Source organism: Streptomyces sp. NPDC047072, assembly GCF_040643855.1.
Lineage (GTDB): Bacteria > Actinomycetota > Actinomycetes > Streptomycetales > Streptomycetaceae > Streptomyces.
On the sequence record NZ_JBEYVC010000006.1, the window covers coordinates 64,772 to 82,784 of the forward strand.

General features: G+C 71.3%; 17 protein-coding genes. 12 read left to right on the top strand and 5 right to left on the bottom strand.

The window, feature by feature from the left end; genetic code table 11:
- The first annotated feature begins 102 nt into the window (after nt 1-102).
- The 9 genes from ABZ896_RS04200 (at nt 103) to sigJ (ending at nt 10,048) form a co-directional block, all read left to right on the top strand.
- Complete coding sequence (locus ABZ896_RS04200) at nt 103-1,620, top strand: sugar ABC transporter ATP-binding protein (RefSeq protein ID WP_360921599.1); 1,518 nt, start codon at nt 103-105, stop codon at nt 1,618-1,620.
- Nucleotides 1,617-2,657 (top strand): ABC transporter permease, encoded by a 1,041-nt coding sequence (locus ABZ896_RS04205; protein WP_360921602.1) that lies wholly within the window; start codon nt 1,617-1,619, stop codon nt 2,655-2,657. The genes ABZ896_RS04200 and ABZ896_RS04205 overlap by 4 nt, the downstream gene beginning before the upstream one ends.
- Nucleotides 2,650-3,639, top strand: coding sequence for an ABC transporter permease (locus tag ABZ896_RS04210; protein WP_360921605.1), 990 nt, complete (start codon nt 2,650-2,652; stop codon nt 3,637-3,639). Before ABZ896_RS04205 ends, ABZ896_RS04210 begins: the two co-directional genes overlap by 8 nt.
- A gap of 30 nt (nt 3,640-3,669) precedes the next feature.
- Nucleotides 3,670-4,749, top strand: coding sequence for a rhamnose ABC transporter substrate-binding protein (gene rhaS, locus ABZ896_RS04215; RefSeq protein WP_360921608.1), 1,080 nt, complete (start codon nt 3,670-3,672; stop codon nt 4,747-4,749).
- Between the two features lie 23 nt (nt 4,750-4,772).
- Nucleotides 4,773-5,093, top strand: coding sequence for an L-rhamnose mutarotase (locus ABZ896_RS04220; protein ID WP_360921611.1), 321 nt, complete (start codon nt 4,773-4,775; stop codon nt 5,091-5,093).
- A gap of 22 nt (nt 5,094-5,115) precedes the next feature.
- Nucleotides 5,116-6,540 carry a BNR repeat-containing protein gene (locus ABZ896_RS04225; RefSeq protein ID WP_360921614.1) on the top strand — a complete coding sequence of 475 codons (1,425 nt, stop codon included), beginning with the start codon at nt 5,116-5,118 and terminating at the stop codon, nt 6,538-6,540.
- A gap of 79 nt (nt 6,541-6,619) precedes the next feature.
- Nucleotides 6,620-7,645, top strand: coding sequence for a LacI family DNA-binding transcriptional regulator (locus tag ABZ896_RS04230; protein WP_360921617.1), 1,026 nt, complete (start codon nt 6,620-6,622; stop codon nt 7,643-7,645).
- 131 nt (nt 7,646-7,776) lie between these two features.
- Complete coding sequence (locus tag ABZ896_RS04235) at nt 7,777-9,078, top strand: alpha/beta fold hydrolase (protein ID WP_360921620.1); 1,302 nt, start codon at nt 7,777-7,779, stop codon at nt 9,076-9,078.
- A gap of 58 nt (nt 9,079-9,136) precedes the next feature.
- Entirely contained in the window at nt 9,137-10,048 is a 912-nt protein-coding gene (sigJ, locus tag ABZ896_RS04240; protein WP_360921623.1) for an RNA polymerase sigma factor SigJ, read from the top strand.
- Nucleotide 10,049: 1 nt separating this feature from the next.
- Here sigJ and ABZ896_RS04245 read toward each other — a convergent pair whose 3' ends face one another.
- Complete coding sequence (locus tag ABZ896_RS04245) at nt 10,050-10,250, bottom strand: DUF5999 family protein (protein WP_360921626.1); 201 nt, start codon at nt 10,248-10,250, stop codon at nt 10,050-10,052.
- Between the two features lie 138 nt (nt 10,251-10,388).
- Here ABZ896_RS04245 and ABZ896_RS04250 point away from each other — a divergent pair, with 138 nt between their 5' ends.
- Nucleotides 10,389-11,225 (top strand): pentapeptide repeat-containing protein, encoded by an 837-nt coding sequence (locus ABZ896_RS04250; protein WP_360921629.1) that lies wholly within the window; start codon nt 10,389-10,391, stop codon nt 11,223-11,225.
- Here the strand turns inward: ABZ896_RS04250 and ABZ896_RS04255 are convergent.
- A complete protein-coding gene (locus ABZ896_RS04255; RefSeq protein WP_360921632.1) occupies nt 11,187-12,698 on the bottom strand; it encodes a cytochrome P450 in 1,512 nt (503 codons plus the stop codon). The two genes, ABZ896_RS04250 and ABZ896_RS04255, sit on opposite strands and share 39 nt — an antisense overlap.
- A 107-nt stretch (nt 12,699-12,805) precedes the next feature.
- On the opposite strand from ABZ896_RS04255, the gene ABZ896_RS04260 reads away from it, so the two are divergent.
- On the top strand, nt 12,806-13,414 hold the full coding sequence (locus tag ABZ896_RS04260) for a TetR/AcrR family transcriptional regulator (RefSeq protein WP_360921635.1): 609 nt from the start codon (nt 12,806-12,808) through the stop codon (nt 13,412-13,414).
- 96 nt (nt 13,415-13,510) lie between these two features.
- Nucleotides 13,511-14,236 carry a DUF2470 domain-containing protein gene (locus ABZ896_RS04265; protein ID WP_360921638.1) on the top strand — a complete coding sequence of 242 codons (726 nt, stop codon included), beginning with the start codon at nt 13,511-13,513 and terminating at the stop codon, nt 14,234-14,236.
- On the opposite strand, the gene ABZ896_RS04270 is transcribed toward ABZ896_RS04265, so the two are convergent.
- From ABZ896_RS04270 to ABZ896_RS04280, 3 genes are all read right to left on the bottom strand, one after another.
- Nucleotides 14,204-15,460, bottom strand: a complete 1,257-nt coding sequence (locus ABZ896_RS04270) for a lactonase family protein (RefSeq protein WP_360921641.1) — start codon at nt 15,458-15,460, stop codon at nt 14,204-14,206. The two genes, ABZ896_RS04265 and ABZ896_RS04270, sit on opposite strands and share 33 nt — an antisense overlap.
- A 97-nt stretch (nt 15,461-15,557) precedes the next feature.
- Nucleotides 15,558-16,583, bottom strand: coding sequence for a hypothetical protein (locus ABZ896_RS04275; protein WP_360921644.1), 1,026 nt, complete (start codon nt 16,581-16,583; stop codon nt 15,558-15,560).
- 28 nt (nt 16,584-16,611) lie between these two features.
- Nucleotides 16,612-17,898 (bottom strand): aromatic acid exporter family protein, encoded by a 1,287-nt coding sequence (locus tag ABZ896_RS04280; RefSeq protein ID WP_360921647.1) that lies wholly within the window; start codon nt 17,896-17,898, stop codon nt 16,612-16,614.
- Nucleotides 17,899-18,013: the final 115 nt, after the last annotated feature.

Here is an 18,013-nt window from a genome sequence, read left to right on the forward strand (position 1 = left end):
CATTGACGTGACATGCGCTCCATGCCTAACGTCCCGGCAACCAAGTTGAAACCTTTCACGACGCCGTGAGGGCCGTCCCGCCGGCGCCGTCGAGGAGCCCTCATGACCCACCCGTCCGACACGGGTCCGGCCCCGGTTCTCGCCCTGAAGGACATCTCGAAGTCCTTCGGAGCGGTCCGCGCCCTGCGGGACGTCTCCCTGGAGCTCTACCCCGGGGAGGTGCACGCCCTCGCAGGTGAGAACGGCGCGGGCAAGTCGACCCTGATCAAGACGCTCGCCGGGGTGCACCGCCCGGACGCCGGCCAGGTACTGCTCGACGGCAGTCCCGTCGTGTTCCACGGTCCGGGCGACGCCCGCGACGCCGGTATCGCCGTGATCTACCAGGAGCCCACGCTCTTTCCCGACCTGTCGATCGCCGAGAACATCTTCATGGGCCGCCAGCCCAGGAAGGCCCTCGGCCGGATCGACCACAAGGCCACGCACGCGGCGACGCAGGCGCTGATGGAGCGGCTCGGTGTCGAACTCGACCCCGACCGCCCGGCGCGCGGCCTGTCCATCGCCGACCAGCAGATCGTCGAGATCGCCAAGGCGCTCTCCTTCGACGCCCGCGTCCTGATCATGGACGAGCCGACCGCCGCCCTGACCGGCAGCGAGGTGGCCCGCCTGTTCGGAGTCGTACGGGCCCTGCGTGAGCAGGGTGCCGCGGTGCTGTTCATCTCGCACCGCCTGGAAGAGATCTTCCAGATCTGCCAGACGGTCACCACCCTGCGCGACGGCGCCTGGATCTCCAGCGAGCCGATCGAGGGCATGACCGAGGACGACCTGGTCCGCCGCATGGTCGGCCGTGACCTGGACGAGCTCTACCCCAAGCAGGACGTACGGCCCGGCGAGGTCGCGCTCACGGTGAGCCGGCTGACCCGGGAGGGCGTCTTCACCGATGTCTCGTTCGAGGTCAGGCGCGGCGAGATCGTAGGACTCGCGGGGCTCGTCGGCGCGGGCCGCACCGAGGTCGCCCGAGCCGTGTTCGGCATCGACCGCTGGGACGCCGGCGAGGTCTCCGTGGACGGCAGGGCGCTGACCAACGGCGCCCCCTCCACAGCGATGGCCGCCGGACTCGCCCTGGTCCCCGAGGACCGGCGCGCCCAGGGCCTGGTGATGGACATGTCCATCGAGCGGAACATCGGCCTCACCGGACTCCGTACGACCGTCAAGGCGGGCCTGATGGACCGCGGCGCCGAGCGCAGCCGCTCCCTCGACTGGGCCGTCAAGCTCCAGGTCAAGTACGCCCGGATCGCCGACACCGTCAACACCCTGTCGGGCGGCAACCAGCAGAAGGTCGTCCTCGCCAAGTGGCTGGCCACCGGCCCCAAGGTGCTCATCGTCGACGAGCCGACCCGCGGCATCGACGTCGGCACCAAGGCCGAGGTGCACCGGCTGCTGAGCGAGCTGGCCGCCGACGGCGTGGCCGTCCTGATGATCTCCTCCGACCTGCCCGAGATCCTCGGCATGGCCGACCGCGTGCTGGTGATGCACGAGGGCCGGCTCACCGCCGAGATCCCACGCTCCGAAGCCACCGAGGAGACCGTGATGGCCGCAGCCACCGGGAGGGCCGCCGCATGACGGTCACCACCCCTCAGCAAGCCCCCGCGGGCGAGGTGCCCAAGGCGGGTGCCACCCGGCTCGTGGACCGCGTCTTCAAGATGCGCGAACTCGCCATCCTGGTCGTCTTCCTGGCGATGATCGTCGTCACCCAGATCGGGAACAGCGACTTCCTCACCGAGCAGGGCATCAAGGACCTGCTGCTGAACGCCACCATCCTGGTCCTGGTCGCCACCGGCCAGTCGATGGTCGTCATCACCAGGAACGTCGACCTCTCGGTCGGCTCCACCCTCGGCATCAGCGCCTTCGCCGCCGGCACCTATCTGCACGGCGGCGGCAACGCGGTCGTCGCGATCGTGCTCGCGGTCCTGCTGGGGGTCGGCTTCGGCCTGCTCAACGGCCTGCTCGTCAGCCTCGGCCAGGTGCCCGCGCTGGTGGTCACCCTGGGCACGCTCTACATCATCCGGGGCATCGACTCGATCTGGGTCGGCTCCCGCCAGATCACCGCGGCCGACCTCCCGGACGGCTTCGTGAACTTCGGCTCCGGCGGCTTCTCCGCCGTGCCCTGGCTGGCCCTGATCGCGCTGGCGGTGCTCATCGCCACCGCCTACTACCTCAAGCACTTCGGCAGCGGACGCGAGCTGTACGCGCTCGGCTCCAACCCCGAGGCCGCCCGGCTCGCCGGTATCCCGGTGCGCAAGCGGATCCTGGCCGCCTACACCTTCTGCGGCGGTCTCGCCGGTCTCGCCGGCGCCCTGTACCTTGCCCGGTTCGGCAACGTCGACTCCGGCACCGGCAACGGCTACGAACTGACCGTCGTCAGCGCGGTCGTGGTGGGCGGTGTCGTCTTCACCGGCGGCTCCGGCAGCGTCTACGGCGCGGCCCTCGGCGCCCTGCTGCTGACCTCGATCAACAGCGTGCTGCCCGCCCTCGGCGTCAGCTCGGTCTGGGTGCTCGCCATCAACGGCATCCTGCTCATCCTCGCCATCGCGGTCGACCGGGTCGTCGCGCTGCGCGTGGCCTCCGCCCTGAAGAAGAGGAACGCCCGCCATGCCTGAGTCCCTCAGCCGCGCGATCCGGTGGGACACGGTCGTCGGCGCGCTGCTCATCGTCGTTCTGCTGCTGTCCTTCGGAACGGTCGACGGGTTCGGCAACGCCCTCAACCTGTCGTTCCTGATCGGCAACACCCTGCCGATCGCCCTGATCGCCCTGCCGATGACCCTGCTGGTCGTCTCGGGCGAGATCGACCTCTCCGTCGCCTCCACCGCCGGTCTGTCCGGCGCGGTGATGGGCGCCCTGTGGAACCAGGGCCTGACGATCGAGGTGATCATCCCGATCTGCCTGGTGCTCGGCGTGGTCTGCGGCCTGGTCAACGGTCTGCTCGTCACCCGGCTCGGGCTGCCCTCGCTCGCCGTCACCATCGGCACCCTCGCCGCCTACCGGGGCATCGCACAGATCGTGCTCGGCTCGGACGCGGTGACCGACTTCCCCACGCAGTACCTCGACTTCGCGGCGGGGCGTGTCGGTGACACCTTCATCCCGCAGGCCTTCCTGCCCTTCCTGGTGCTCTTCGCGATCGCCGTGGTCGTCCTGCACGCCACGCCGTTCGGGCGCTCCACGTTCGCGATCGGCGCGAGCGAGGAGGCCGCCCGGTTCGCCGGCATCCGGGTCAAGCGGCAGAAGCTGATCCTCTTCACCGTGACCGGCCTGATGGCCTCGCTCACCGGGATCTTCTGGGCCCTGCACTACGCGAGTGCCCGGTACGACAACGCCACCGGGCTCGAACTCTCCGTCATCGCGGCGGTGCTGCTCGGCGGCATCGACTTCGACGGCGGCAAGGGAACGCTCGGCGGCGCGATCGCCGGTGTGTTCCTGCTCGGAGCGCTCCAGAACGTGATGAGTCTCCAGGACGTCTCCGCCCAGTCGCAGATCGTCGTCACCGGCGTTCTGCTCGTCCTGTCCGTGCTCGGCCCCCGGGTGGCACGGCAGATCGCGGTGGCGAGGGCGGGCCGAAGGGCCGCCTCGACTCCGACCTCGTAACCCCGCTCACCCTCGTAAAGGACCTTCATCATGCGCAAGTCATCGCTCCGCCGTGCCTGTGCGGCCCTCGCCGCCGGAACCTCGCTCGCCCTCGCCCTGACCGCCTGCGGCGGCACGACCAAGAAGGACGTGGAGAACGAGGGCGCCTCGGCCTCCTCCACCGCCAAGGCCGACCCGAACGCGGCCACCAAGAAGGGGCTGACCGTCGGCTTCCTGCCCAAGCAGGTCAACAACCCCTACTTCACCTCCGCCGACAAGGGCGGCGAGGCGGCCCTGACCGCGCTGGGTTCGAAGTACAAGGAGGTCGGCCCCTCCAGCGCCACGGACACCGCCGGCCAGGTCTCCTACGTCAACACGCTCACCCAGCAGCAGGTCGACGCGATGGCCGTCTCCGCGCAGGACCCGGGCGCCCTGTGCACCGCGCTGAAGCAGGCCATGAAGAACGGCATCAAGGTCGTCACCTACGACTCCGACACCAAGCCCGACTGCCGCAACGCCTTCGTCTCGCAGGCCTCCGCCGAGGACCTCGGCCGCACCGAGGTGCAGCTGCTCGCCGAGCAGATCGGCTACAAGGGCGAGATCGCGATCCTGTCCGCCGCGCAGACCGCGACGAACCAGAACACCTGGATCGACTTCATGAAGGACGAGCTGAAGGACAGCAAGTACAAGGACATCAAGCTCGTCAAGGTCGCGTACGGCAACGACGACGCCCAGCAGTCCTTCCAGCAGACCCAGGGCCTGCTCCAGGAGTACCCGAACCTGAAGGGGATCATCTCCCCGACCACCGTCGGCATCAAGGCCGCCGCCCAGTACCTGTCCGGCTCCAAGTACAAGGGCAAGGTCAAGCTGACCGGCCTCGGCACCCCCAACGACATGCGCAAGTACGTCAAGAACGGCACCGTCGAGGCCTTCGAGCTGTGGGACCCGGCGAAGCTCGGCGCCCTCGCCGCGCAGACCGCCGTCGCCCTGTCCTCCGGCCAGATCACCGGCGCCGAGGGCGAGACCTTCAAGGCCGGCGACACGACGTACACCATCGGCAAGGACGGCGTGATCAACCTCGGCAAGCCGACCGTGTTCAACGTCAAGAACATCGACCAGTTCGACTTCTGATCCCTGTGAAGGAGCGGTACTCCATGCAGCGCGTCTGTTTCCTGCTCAAGGTCCGTCAGGACAAGCTCGCCGAGTACCGCGAACGCCACGCGGCCGTGTGGCCGGAGATGCTCGACGCACTCTCGGCCACCGGCTGGCACAACTACTCGCTCTTCCTCAGAGACGACGGCCTGCTCGTCGGCTATCTGGAGACCGAGGACTTCGAGGCCGCCCAGGCCGGCATGGAGGCCGCCGAGGTCAACGCCCGCTGGCAGGCCGAGATGTCCCCGTTCTTCGAGTCCCTCGACGGCGCCCGCCCGGACGAGGCGATGAAACCGCTCACCGAAGTGTTCCACCTCGCCTGACACCCCATCAGGAGCCGCATACATGAAAAGACGTACGCTGCTCGGCGCCGCCCTCGCTGGAGCCGTTGTGACACCTGCCCTCACGTCGGGAACCGCCCGCGCCGCCGACCCCGGTCCCTCCGTCACCCGGACCGGCACCACCACGCTCGACAGCTCGGCCGTCTTCTTCGTCTCCTACGACGGCCTGGTCAACAACAACTCGTTCCAGAAGAACGGCCTGTTGACCTACAAGGGCTACCAGTACGCCGTCTGGTACACCGCCGACAAGAACGCCGTCGTCGGCCGTCGCGTGCTCGGCGGCAGCACCTGGTCCACCGTCCAGGTCGGTCACACCCTCAAGGCCAGTGACTCCCACAACGTGATCTCCATGGGCGTCTCCAAGGTGGACGGCCGCCTCCACCTCACCATGGACTCGCACAGCGACGGCTACACCTACGTCAAGTCGGTCGCCGGCCTGATGGACAACCCGTCGGGCCTGAGCTGGACCGCGGCCCGCTTCGGTGCACCCCAGTCCACGCTGGACGGCGTGGCCCTGACGAGCCAGTTCACCTACCCGCAGTTCATATCGACGCCCGAGGGCAAGCTCCAGCTCAGCTACCGCGTCGCGATCTCCGGCAACGGCCGCAACGCCCTTGCCGAGTACGACGGTTCGACCTGGACCAACCTCGGGGAGTGGTCCAGCGCCACCGGCACCTACACCAGCGAGCACGGCTCCTCGACGGCCCGCAACATGTACCTGCACGGCATCGACTACGACAAGAACGGCCGGCTGCACTCGTTCTTCACCTGGCGCGAGCAGAACGGCGCCGTGATGTGCAACAGCGGCGGCATCACCAACCACGACACCGGCTACGTCTACTCCGACGACCGCGGCCGGACCTGGCGCAACAACGCCGGGACCGTCGTCGGCACCACGGGCGGCTCCGACAAGGTCGCCGTCACGGACTCCGGCCTGGTGATCGACTCCCTGAACCCGGACCACTCCCTGATGAACCAGGAGAGCCAGGCCACGGACTCCTCGGGCCTGCCACACGCGATCATCAGCTACGTCCCCGGCCGCTTCGGCCAGTGCACGACGAACTACGTCTCCGACCGCACCGCCAACGGCCGCGCCTTCCACGTCCGCAAGAACTCCGCGGGCACCTGGCAGAAGACCGAGATCCCGGTCGTGCTCGGCTCCAGCCAGCGCACCAAGCTGGTCCTGGACAAGTACGACAACGCCTACGCGATCTTCCCGTTCGGCCGGATCGCCGGAGCCTCCAAGGCGTCCGGGTACACCGACTGGACGGTCCTGTTCGACGGCAGCGGCCTGAACGCCTTCGGCGAGGTCGTGATCGACGAGATGCGGATCGCACAGGACAACGTGCTGTCGTTCATGTACCAGGAGAAGTCGAGCGGGACGACCCCCTCGGCGCTCCATGTCGTGGACTTCGCGCTGCCCGCCTGACCGCATCCGATGTGGGGGCGGCCTGCGGGTAGTGTGAAGGGCCCCGCCGCCCCCTCGTTTCCCTGGAGGTCCCTGCCCGATGGCCCAGTCGGTGGGTATCAAGGACGTCGCCCGCGCCGCCGGAGTCTCCGTCGGCACGGTCTCGAACGTCATCAATCGTCCGGACTCCGTCGCCACCGAGACCCGGGCGCGCGTGCTGTCCGCGATAGACCGGCTCGGCTACGTCCGCAGCGAGTCCGCGCGTCAGCTGCGCGCGGGCCGCAGCCGGATCATGGGCCTGCTCGTCCTGGACATGGGCAACCCCTTCTTCGTGGACGTGACCCGCGGCGCCGAGCGGGCCGCCCGCGAGGACGGCCTCGGCGTGATGGTCTGCAACAGCGCCCAGAGCGCCAGCGAGGAGGCCGAGTACCTCTCCCTCTTCGCCGAGCAGCGGGTGCGGGGCGTGCTGCTCACCCCGACCGACGCGTCCGGCCGCAACATCGAGTCCTTCCGGCGCCACGGCATCCCCTTCGTCCTCGTCGACCGGGTCGCCGAGGGCACCACCGAGTGCTCCGTCTCCGTGGACGACGTGGCGGGCGGCGCCCTGGCGGTACGGCACCTCGTGGACGCGGGACACCGCTCCATCGCGTACGTCAGCGGCCCGCCCGGACTCAACCAGGTCCGCGACCGCCGTACCGGCGCCATGAACGCCCTCGCCGAGGCGGGCCTGGGCCCCGAGCACCTGCGCGAGCTGCCCACCGAGCGCCTCGACGTCGCCGCGGGCCGGGACGCGGGCGCCCGCCTGCTCGGCCTCGCCGACCGCCCCACCGCCGTCTTCTGCGCCAACGACCTGCTCGCCCTCGGCGTCCTGCAGGCGATGTACGCGGCCGGCGTCACCGTCCCGGACGACCTGGCCATCGTCGGCTACGACGACATCGAGTTCGCCGCCGCCGCGGCCGTCCCGCTCACCTCCGTCCGCCAGCCCGCCGTCACCATGGGCGCCCTCGCCGCCGAACTGCTCCTTGAGGAGTCCGAGGCGGAGACCACGGGCAGGCGGCACGAGCACCGCCGGGTGGTGCTCCAGCCCGAGCTGGTGGTGCGGCGCTCCAGCCTCGCGGCCCGCTGACCGGTCGTCTCCCGCCTCTCGGCCCACTGATCGGGTATTCAGTACGATTTCATGATCCCGGGGATCGGATATCGGACGGACATGTGCTGAACTGGGACGCGTCCGCACCTCCGTCCGTCCCGGGAGCCCCGTTGACCGCGACCTACCGCCAGCCCGGCGTCGTCCTGACCGACCGCCACTTCACCGTGCCCCTGGACCACGCAGACCCGGCCGGGGAGACGATCGAGCTCTATGCCCGTGAGGTCGTCGCGAGCGACAAGGCGCGCCAGGAGCTGCCGTGGCTGGTCTATCTCCAGGGTGGTCCGGGCTTCGGGGCGAACCGTTTCGTCGGCAAGGGAGCCTGGCTCGGCCGGGCCCTGAAGGAGTACCGCGTCCTCCTCCTGGACCAGCGCGGCACCGGCCACTCCACCCCCGCCAACCGGCAGACCCTCCCGCTGCGCGGCGACGCCGCCGCCCAGGCCGACTACCTCACGCACTTCCGCGCCGACGCGATCGTCCGGGACTGCGAGACGATCCGCCCGCGGCTCACCGGCGGCGCCCCCTGGACCCTGCTCGGCCAGAGCTTCGGCGGCTTCTGCGCGACCACCTACCTCTCCACCGCCCCCGAGGGCCTGGCCGCCGCCGTCCTCACCGGCGGCCTGCCCTCCCTCGACGCGCACGCCGACGACGTCTACCGCGCCGCCTTCCCGCGCATCGAGCGCAAGGTCGCCGCGCACTACGCCCGCTACCCGCAGGACGTCGAGCGCGCTCGCCGGATCGCCGAGCACCTCCTGGGCGGCGACGTGGTCCTCCCGAACGGCTACCGCCTCACCGTCGAAGCCTTCCAGTCCCTCGGCATCCTCCTCGGCGGCAGCGAGGGCAGCCACCGCCTGCACTACCTCCTGGAGCACGCCTTCGTGCGCACCCCCGAGGGCCCCGCGCTCTCCGACGCCTTCCAGGAAGAGGTCCAGAACCTCCTGTCGTACGCCGGCCACCCGCTCTACGCCCTCGTCCACGAGGCCATCTACGGCCAGGACCGGCGCCCCACCGCCTGGTCGGCCGAACGCGTCCGCGCCGAGTTCCCGCGCTTCGACGCGGCCAAGGCGCTCGCCGGCGACGAGCCGCTGCTGTTCACCGGCGAGTCGATCCACCCCTGGATGTTCGACTGCGACCCCGCGCTGCGCCCGCTGCGCGAGACCGCCGACCTCCTCGCCGCCCGCACCGACTGGCGGCCGCTGTACGACCGCGCCCGCCTCGCCGCCAACGAGGTCCCGGTGGCGGCGGCCGTCTACCACGACGACATGTACGTCGACACCGCGCACTCCCTGGAGACCGCCCGCGCGATCCGTGGTCTGCGCACCTGGGTCACCGACGAGTTCGAGCACGACGGCGTCCGTGCGGGCGGCCCCCGGGTGCTGGACCGGCTGCTCGCCCTCACCCGCGACGAGGCCTGATCTCGGGAACGCCTTTGACCTTTGTCGTGGGCATGATTTGATCGTCACGCTTTCACTGATGGCACGGGGGGACGGCGTGGACGGAACGGACCTGCTCGCGAAGCGCTTCGAGGAGCATCGCGGGCATCTGCGGGCGGTGGCCTACCGCATGCTCGGCTCGCTGGCGGAGGCGGACGACGCGGTCCAGGAGACCTGGCTGAAGCTGAGCCGGGGAGACGCGGAGGAGATCCGCAACCTGGGCGGCTGGCTCACCACCGTGACCGGCCGGGTCTGCCTGGACATGCTGCGCTCCCGGGCCACCCGCCGCGAGGACCCCCTGAGCGAGACCTTCGTACCGGACCCGGTGATCAGCCCGCTGTCCCGGATCGACCCCGAGCAGGAGGTCCTGCACGCCGACCAGGTGGGCCTCGCGCTCCTGGTCGTGCTGGAGAACCTGGAGCCCGCCCAGCGCCTCGCGTTCGTCCTGCACGACATGTTCGCCGTGCCCTTCGACGACATCGCGCAGGTCCTGGAACGCACCCCGGCCGCGACCCGGCAGCTCGCCAGCCGTGCCCGGCGCCGGGTGCAGGGGGCCGAACCCGCCCGGGAGCGCGACCCGGGCAGACAGCGCGAGGTCCTTGAGGCGTTCCTGGCCGCGTCCAAGGCGGGGGACTTCCAGGCGCTGCTGGCCGTGCTCCACCCGGACGTCGTGCTGCGTGTCGACTCCGGTGCGCTGGTCGGGGGAGCGGCGGCCTCGAAGGTGGTGCGCGGGGCGGCCGCGGTCGCCGAAGAGGCGATGCTGTTCCGGCAGTTCGCCCAGTACGCGCGGCTCGCACTGCTCAACGGCGACGTCGGCGTCGTCAACGTCCCCGAGGGCCGGCCGCTGTCGGTCGCGGGCGTCACCGTCGTGGACGGCCGGATCACCGAGATGTACATCCTGGCCGACCCGGACCGCCTGGCCCGACTGGACCTGCCGGGCACGGGCGGCTGACTCAGGCGGCGACGGCCAGCGGGCCGAGGGTGCGGTGCGGGCTCACGACCCGCCCGTCGGGCAGCAGTTCACCGGTGTCGTCGAAGACGACGGTGCCGTTGCACAGCAGGCTCCACCCCTGTTCGGGATGGGCCGAGACGATCATCGCGGTGTGGTGGTCGGGGCGGTCGGCGGTGGGGCACGAAGGCTGGTGGCTGCACATGACGTCTCCTCTATGCGGTCGGCTCCTGCCTCGGCCGACTCGTGTCTCCGTGGTAGCCGAGCTTGTTTTCCTCTGTATGTGGAGACCCCCACAACGCGGAAAATTCATCGGTGAGTTCGCCCGGGTAGGCTCGAGTCGATGCAAGAACAAACGATCGAACTCGCTGAGCTGAGCGGCGACTGCGCGCGCTGCTTCGGCCTGTGCTGTGTCGCCCTGCCCTTCGCCGCCTCCACCGACTTCGCCCTCGACAAGCCGGCCGGGAAGCCCTGCCCGAACCTCCGGGGCGACCACCGCTGCGGCATCCACACGAAGCTGCGCACCGAGGGCTTCACCGGATGCACGGTCTACGACTGTTTCGGCGCCGGACAGAAGGTCGCGCAGGTCACCTTCGGCGGCCGCGACTGGCGCACCGGCTCCGGTGAGCACGCCCGGCGGATGTTCGACGCCTTCCCGGTGGTCCGGCAGCTCCACGAACTGCTCTGGTACCTCACCGAGGCCCTCACGCTCCCGGCGGCCCGCCCGGTCCACGCCGACCTGAGCCGGATGCGGGAGAGGACCGAGGCGCTCACCCGGGGCACACCGGAGGAACTGACGGCCCTGGACGTCCCCGGCCACCGGCAGGAGGTCAACGAACTCCTGCTGCGCACCAGCGACCTGGTACGGGCCGGGCACGGCGGCAGGGGCAGGAAGAAGAACCGCCGGGGCGCCGACCTGATGGGCGCCCGTCTCAAGGGCGCCGACCTGCGGGGCGCGAGCCTGCGCGGGGCCTACCTCATAGCCGCCGACCTCACCGGGGCCGACCTGCGCGGCGCGGACATGATCGGCGCCGACCTGCGCGACGCCGACCTCACGGACGCGGACCTGACCGACGCCTTCTTCCTCACCCAGCCCCAGCTGAACGCGGCGCGGGGGAGTGCGGGCACGCGACTGCCGGGGTCAGTCAGCCGTCCGGTGCACTGGACAGCGGGCCTCTGACGGAACCTCGTCGGGGACATCCGTGGGCGCCGCCACGCCGACAGCCGCCCTCCGCTCCAACCCCAGCCGCAACCCCTCCGGCATCAACGTCAGCCGCTCCGTGATCCGCAACCGGTACTCGGGGTCCGCCCTCAACTCGTAGCGGCGCAGCAGCAGTCCGAGCACCAGCGTGGCCTCGTGCAGCGCGAACTGCCGGCCGATGCAGGCCCGCGCGCCGGTGCCCCACGGCTTGAAGGCGTGCGGCGGACGCGAGCGTACGGCCTTGGGGTCGAAGCGGTCCGGGTCGAACTCCTCCGCGTCGGCGCCCCACACCGTGGCATCGCGGTGCAGCATCGGCGTGAGCACCAGCGTCCAGGCGCCCCGGCGCATCGGGTGCTCGCCGTTCAGCACGGTGTCCTCGCGCGCCTCCCGGGCGAACGCCGGCGCCGTCGGCCACAGCCGCAGCGACTCGTCCAGCACCCGGCGCACGTACCGCAGCTTCGCCACCTGGTCGTAGCCGGGCGTCTCCGTGTCGTTCCAGACCCGGTCGACCTCCGCGCGGGCGCGGGCCGCCACTTCGGGGTGACGGGAGAGGTAGTGCAGGGCGAAGGAGAGCGCGCCCGAGGTGGTCTCGTGACCCGCGACCAGGAAGGTGATGACCTGACGGCGGACGTTCTCCGCGGAGAGCCGCTCGCCCGTGTCGGGGTGAGCCGTCTCCAGCATCCGGTCCAGCAGGTCGCCGTCGCCGCTCGCCTTGCGCCGCTCCTGGACCAGGTCGTCGACCATGCGGTTGAGGTAGGCGATGTCCTCCGCGTTCTGCTGCGCGGCCTGCCGCAACAGGGCAGGAAAAGGTACGGAGTTGAGCCGCTGGGCGTAGGTGAGGGTGCCCACCATGGCGGTGATGAAGGGGTGCGGGCGCTCGCGCTCGAAGGAGCCGAAGTCATGACCGAACCCGGTGCGCGCGATGGTCTCCAGGGTCAGTTTCGTCATGTCCCCGGGCACGTCCACCGTCCGTCCTGCCGTCTGCTCGCGGTCCCAGTGGTCGGTGAGGCGGCCGGCCACGGCCAGCATCATCGGGTGGTAGGCCTCCATGGCCTCCCGGCTGAAGCCCGGGGCGAGGACGTCGTGCGCCAGCTGCCAGTTCGGCTCGTGGTTGTACGCCGTGAACAGCCCGTCCCCGGCGACCGGCCGCAGATTCGCGACCCCGAGGCCCACGTGCTTGGCGAACCGGGACTCGTCCGCGAGGTCCGCCACCAGATCGGCACCCCAGACGAACACGAACTCCCGGTTGAACGCCTTGCGCCGGTAGATCGGCCCCAGCTGACGGGCGAAGCGCAGCGAGTCCTGGAGCGGGGTGGTCCGGTTGACGCCCAGCACATCACCCAGCAGGGGCAGCCGCCGGGGCGGATGCGGGATGCGGCGCAGCTCCGGCCAGCCCTGCTCGGCGCTGCGGAACCCGGCGGGCAGTGCCTGACTCGTCGTGGTCTGCGCCATCACACGATCTCCCTTGATCCACCGGCGGTCGAGCACGTTGTACGTGAGTTCAATAGCGTGATCCAGTCTGGTCCCCTTGTTGAATCGACGTCAAGTAAAGTGCGGGCATGGCCGGGAAGCAGGGCGAGCGCGCGCGGCGCAGGCTGAGCACCGGGGAGCGCAGGGAGCAGCTCCTGTCGGTGGGCGCGCGGCTGTTCTCGGAGAGTCCCTACGACGACGTGTGGATCGAGCAGGTCGCCGAGATCGCCGGTGTCTCGCGCGGGCTGCTCTACCACTACTTCCCGACCAAGCGGGACTTCTTCGCCGCCGTCGTCGAGCGGGAGAGCGAGCGGATGCTGACCATGACCGCGGCGGTGCCCGGCATCCCGGCGCGCGAGCAGCTCACCGCCAATCTGGACACCTTCCTGGAGTACGTGCAGGCGCACGCCCACGGCTACCGCGCCTTCCATCGCGCCGACGCCACCGGCGACCAGGCCGTGCGCCGGGTCTACCAGCGGGCGCTGGCCACCCAGGAGCGGCAGATCCTCGCGGCGCTGGCCGCGGACCCCGAGTTCGGGCCCTTGGCCGAGGCGCACCCCGACACACGGCTGGCCGTCCGCGGCTGGCTCGCCTTCACCACGGCCGTCTGCCTGGAGTGGCTGCGCGGCTCAGAGCTGACGCGCGAGCAGGTGCGCGATCTGTGCGCGCGGGCGCTGCTCGGCGTGCTCGCCGCCTGAATTCACACCGATTCACCACGACCGCCCCCACGCCGGTGGTTGGCTTCGTCGCCGATCTTCGATAAGTTAGGCAAGGCTTACCTAAGGAGGCAATGGATGGGTGACACCCAGACCTGGACGGCCGAGCCCTCCGCGGCGGAACGGGCCCGGTCGGTGCTCGCCGCCTCGTGGTCCTGCGCGGTGACCGCGGAAGGCGGTCGCGAGGAGTTCGTCGGCGCCCACACCGTGACGGAGGACGGACGGGTGCTGCTGACGGTACCCGAGGAGAGCACGCTGACCGCGGCCGCGATCTGCGCGCCCCGCGGCGAGCCGTCCGCCGTCCTGGAGTTCGCCGACGTGGCACCCGTCCCGGTGCGCCACCGGATCCGCGCCCGGCTGTGGATGGCCGGCTGGTTCGTTCCCGCGGAGGACGGGCTGGAGTTCAAGGCCACGCGAGTGGTGCTGCGCCGTTCGTCCGGCGCGGTCGTCGTCGACCTCGACGACTTCGCCGACGCCGCGCCCGACCCGCTGGCCACGGCCGAGGCCCGGCTGCTCACCCACCTCGCGGACTGCCACCCCGACGCGGTCGAGCGGCTCACCCGGCTCGTCGAGTCCGACAGCCTGCACGGCGCCGTACGCGTCCAGCCGCTCGCCGTCGACCGCCATGGACTGACCCTGCGCATCGAGCGGGCCCGCGCCCACGGTGACGTACGGCTGCCCTTCCACGCGCCCGCCGACGACGTCTCCCGGCTCACCGAGCGCATGCACGTGCTGCTGACCCAGGCGAGCGCCGCGTCCTGCCCGCGCGCCCTACAGCGGCAGCGCACAGACGGCGACGGGTGAGGCGAACGGCTTCCCGGCGAGCCGCAGTCCACCGCTCTCCTCGTCCACGTGGAACACGCTGACCGTGCCGGAGCGCTGGTTCGCCGCGAACAGCAGCGTGCCGTCCGGTGAGAAGGCGATCTGGCGGGGGAAGTCGCCCGACACCGGCACGGTGTCGAGCAGCCGCAGCCGGGCGCCGTCGGCCTCGACGGCATAGCGCGTGAGGCTGTCGTGGCCCCGGTTGGCGAGATAGGCGTACGAGCCGTTGGCGGTGACCAGGAGCTGCGCCGGGTAACTGGTGGTCGAGCCCGTGCCCGTCGACTGGGCCGCCCCGACGGTGAGCCGGCCGGTCGCGCGGTCGTACGCGCAGACGGCCACCGTGTTGTCGACCTCGTTGGCGAGATAGGCGTACCGGCCCCCGGGGTGGAAGGTCAGGTGGCGCGGTCCGGCGCCCGCCCGGGTGTGCGCCCGCGCGACCTCCGTGAGCGTGCCGGTGCGTTGGTTCAGTCGGTAGCTGTAGACGGTGTCGGTGCCCAGGTCGACGGCGAGCACATGGCCGCCGTCGGGGCTGGTGACGAACTGGTGGGCGTGCGGACCCTCCTGCCCCGGCCCGGGCGCCGGAGTGGAGTGCGTGACGGACTCCCTGCGCTCGCCGAGCGCCCCCGACGCGTCGATCGGGTGGACGGCCACGCTGCCGGAGGCGTAGTTGGCGCTGAGCAGCCAGCGCCCGCTCGGATGCACCGACAGATGGCACGGCCCGGCGCCGCCGGTGCTCCGGCTTCCCAGGATCCTGCGGTCGGCCAGGCGTACGGCGGTCACGGCCCCCGCGTCCTGCTCGGCGACGGTGTACAGGGTGCGGCCGTCGGGGTGCAGGGCGAGGTAGGAGGGGTTGGTGAGCCCGGTGAGTGTGCCGGTGTGCTTGATGCGGCCGCTGCCGGTGTCGTAGGTGGCCAGGCCGATGCCGTCGCCGCCGTCCTCGGCGGTGGTGTAGGTGCCGAGGTAGAGGGGGCGGGGGCCGCTCGGCGTCGCCGTAGGACTCGGTGACGCGGCGGATGCCGTAGGGGAGGGAGTCTCGGGCGAGCTGCCCTGTGCCCCCCCGGCCGCCGTCCTCGACGCGGAACCCGGCGATGAGCCCGTCGAGGACGAGCAGCCCACGAGCCCCGCCCCCACCCCCGCTCCGGCGAGGGCGCCGACGAACCGGCGCCTGCTCCAGCCGCCGTCCGCCGGCGCGCCCGTACCGCCCATCTCCGCAACACCCCGGGTGATCGTCCGTCTCGGTCCTGAACAGCCACCTTGACGTGCCCCACCCGTCCCGCGCAAACAAGCGGACCCGGGCCGTCCGCTACCAGTCGCCGTCCTCCACCGGCTTCCCCGGTGCGTCCCCCAGCTGTTTCACCTGGTCAGGCGTCGGCGCCTGCCAGGGCTCGTGATCGTCCCCGATCCAGTCACCGACCGGTTTCACACCCTCCAGTGTGTCCGTCGGCGCCAGATCCTCCGCGTCCTGGTCGTAGTAGTCGAACCAGGGCAGTCCCGCCTGCGTGTAGGCCGCGCGGTTCACCGGTGAGGGCGGCGGCGCCTCGCTGGTGATGCGGCGCCACTCGGGCGGTGTCACCAGGTGCACGAAGACCCGCCCGGCCGGGGTCTTCGCCCAGTCGGACAGCGGCCGCTCGTCCTTGTAGACCTCCTGGCGCATCGACCCGCCCACGCCGAGCCCCATCGCCGCGGCACTGCGGGGCGCCCCGGCCGCCGCCGGAGCCGCGGGGGCCGGCATCGCCATCGGCATGGCCGCGCCGTAGGCCATGGCGGGCCGGGCCGCCCGCACCCGCCGCTGGTCCTCGCGCCACCGCTCAAGCCGCTCCTCGACCAGCGGGAACGACTGGAGCTGGACCCCGCCCCAGACCTCCTCGCCGGTGACCTGCCCCTCGACGGTCGCCCCGAGCCCGAGCGGCACCGCCACGAACTGGCGGACCGTGCCCTTCCCGGAGTTGATGCCGTCCAGCCACGGCTGGCGGGGGAGGACCACGTAGTTCTGCGGATCACGGGAGAGCCGGTCGCTCCAGGGCTTCCCGGACACCGCGCACACCTTGCCGACCCCCACCTGGAGCGCGGCGGGCTCGGTGGTGGCGCCGAAGCTGAGCCACATCGCCTCGCGCAGGTAGACCGGCAGCATCACCCCGCCCCGGGCCCGCCACTGCTCCGGCACGGTGTCGAGGTAGTCGGCGACCCGGCGCACCGGGAACTCCCCGAGCCCCGGTGGCAGCGGATGCGTGCCGGTCTCGGGCAGGCGCAGGGTGCGGATGAACCGCACCGCCACCCCGCCCGGCAGCCGCAGTGTGTTCCCGTCGACGCGGACGGCGGTGTCGGTCATGCGGTCCCCCTGGCCTGTCGTGCGTGCCTCACCTGGAAGGGGAACGACGGGCACGGGCCGTCCGGTTCCCCCGCAGCCGTTCCTGCAGACGGGTCAGGTGGGGCATCCGCTCGCGCTGCTCCCGCGCGGCACGGTCCAGCTCCTCCAGGAGCCGGCGCGAGCGGTGCTCGGTGTCCAGCTCGTCGAGGATGCGGTTGACCTCGGTCAGGACGGCGCCGTGCAGCTGCCAGTGGCGGGCGTCACGCTGGACCTCCTCCAGCAGCAGCTGGGCCAGCTTGTCCCGGGTGGCCGTGGCCTGCCGGAGCTCCGCGGTGAGCCGGGCCTCCGCGGACTCCGCGCTCACGCTGACGTGCGTGGTGACCAGGACGGCGAAGCTGACCACGGCGTCGCCGATCTCGGACAGCAGCCGCTCCACGGTCCGGCCGGTCTCAGCCCCGAACAGCGGTTCGGGATCCGGTCCCTCGTCGTCGAGCAGGTCGGGCTCGTCGGCGAAGGGGTCGCGTTCCTTCGCGAGGTCGGTGAGGGTGCGGGCGAGGACCCGCAGGACGACCGTGCAGATCTCCAGGGTGTCCAGGCCGGTGCGCAGCACCACCCGGTGCAGCATGCCCTCTTTCACCCGGGGGTTGAACTTGAGGCTGTCCTCGGCCTGCTTCAGGGCCGCGTCCACCTCGACGATGTCGTGGTCGAGCGCGCGGGCCTCGTACAGCCGGGCGGTCGCGAGCTCCACGGGCGTACGGCCCGCGGCCTCCTCGCCCATCCGCAGCATCAGCCGGCGCACCCGGCGGGCCAGCCCCTCGATCGACTCACCCGCCTCGTCCACCCACACCGGCGGCGCGAACAGCAGATTGCAGCCGAGCCCGACGACCGCGCCGATCAGCGTCTCCACGACCCGCGCCCAGGCCGTGTCCCCGACCGTCGTCACCCCGAGCACCAGCATCGCGCTGATCGCCACCTCGGGCACGAACTCCTCGACCCTGACGATCCGCCCGACCACCAGCGAGGCCACGATCAGCAGGCCCAGGCTCCACCAGGTCAGACCCACCAGCAGGCTGAACGCGATGGCGACGAGCACGCCGGCCACCACGGAGTTCACCCGGCGGACCCCGGTGGTGAGCGTCGAGTAGAGGGTGACCTGGACGACCAGCAGGGCGGTCAGGGGCGCGGTGAGCGGGGCCGCCTCGGGACTGAGGCGCAGCGCGATGACGTAGGCGATCGTCGCCGCGGCCGCCGAACGCAGCGTCTGCACGACGACGGGGTCCCGGCGCCGCTTCACATAGCTCACGAGGGACGCCGTCCACTCACGTACCACTTGCATCCTCAGCTAGTACCCCTTCGCGGTCCGTGCGGACCGTGACCGTCCGTAAGGGTCGGGGCGGCGGGCGGTCGCGGGCAAGAGGCGAGGGCGGTGACGGTGGACACGGCCCGGGCTC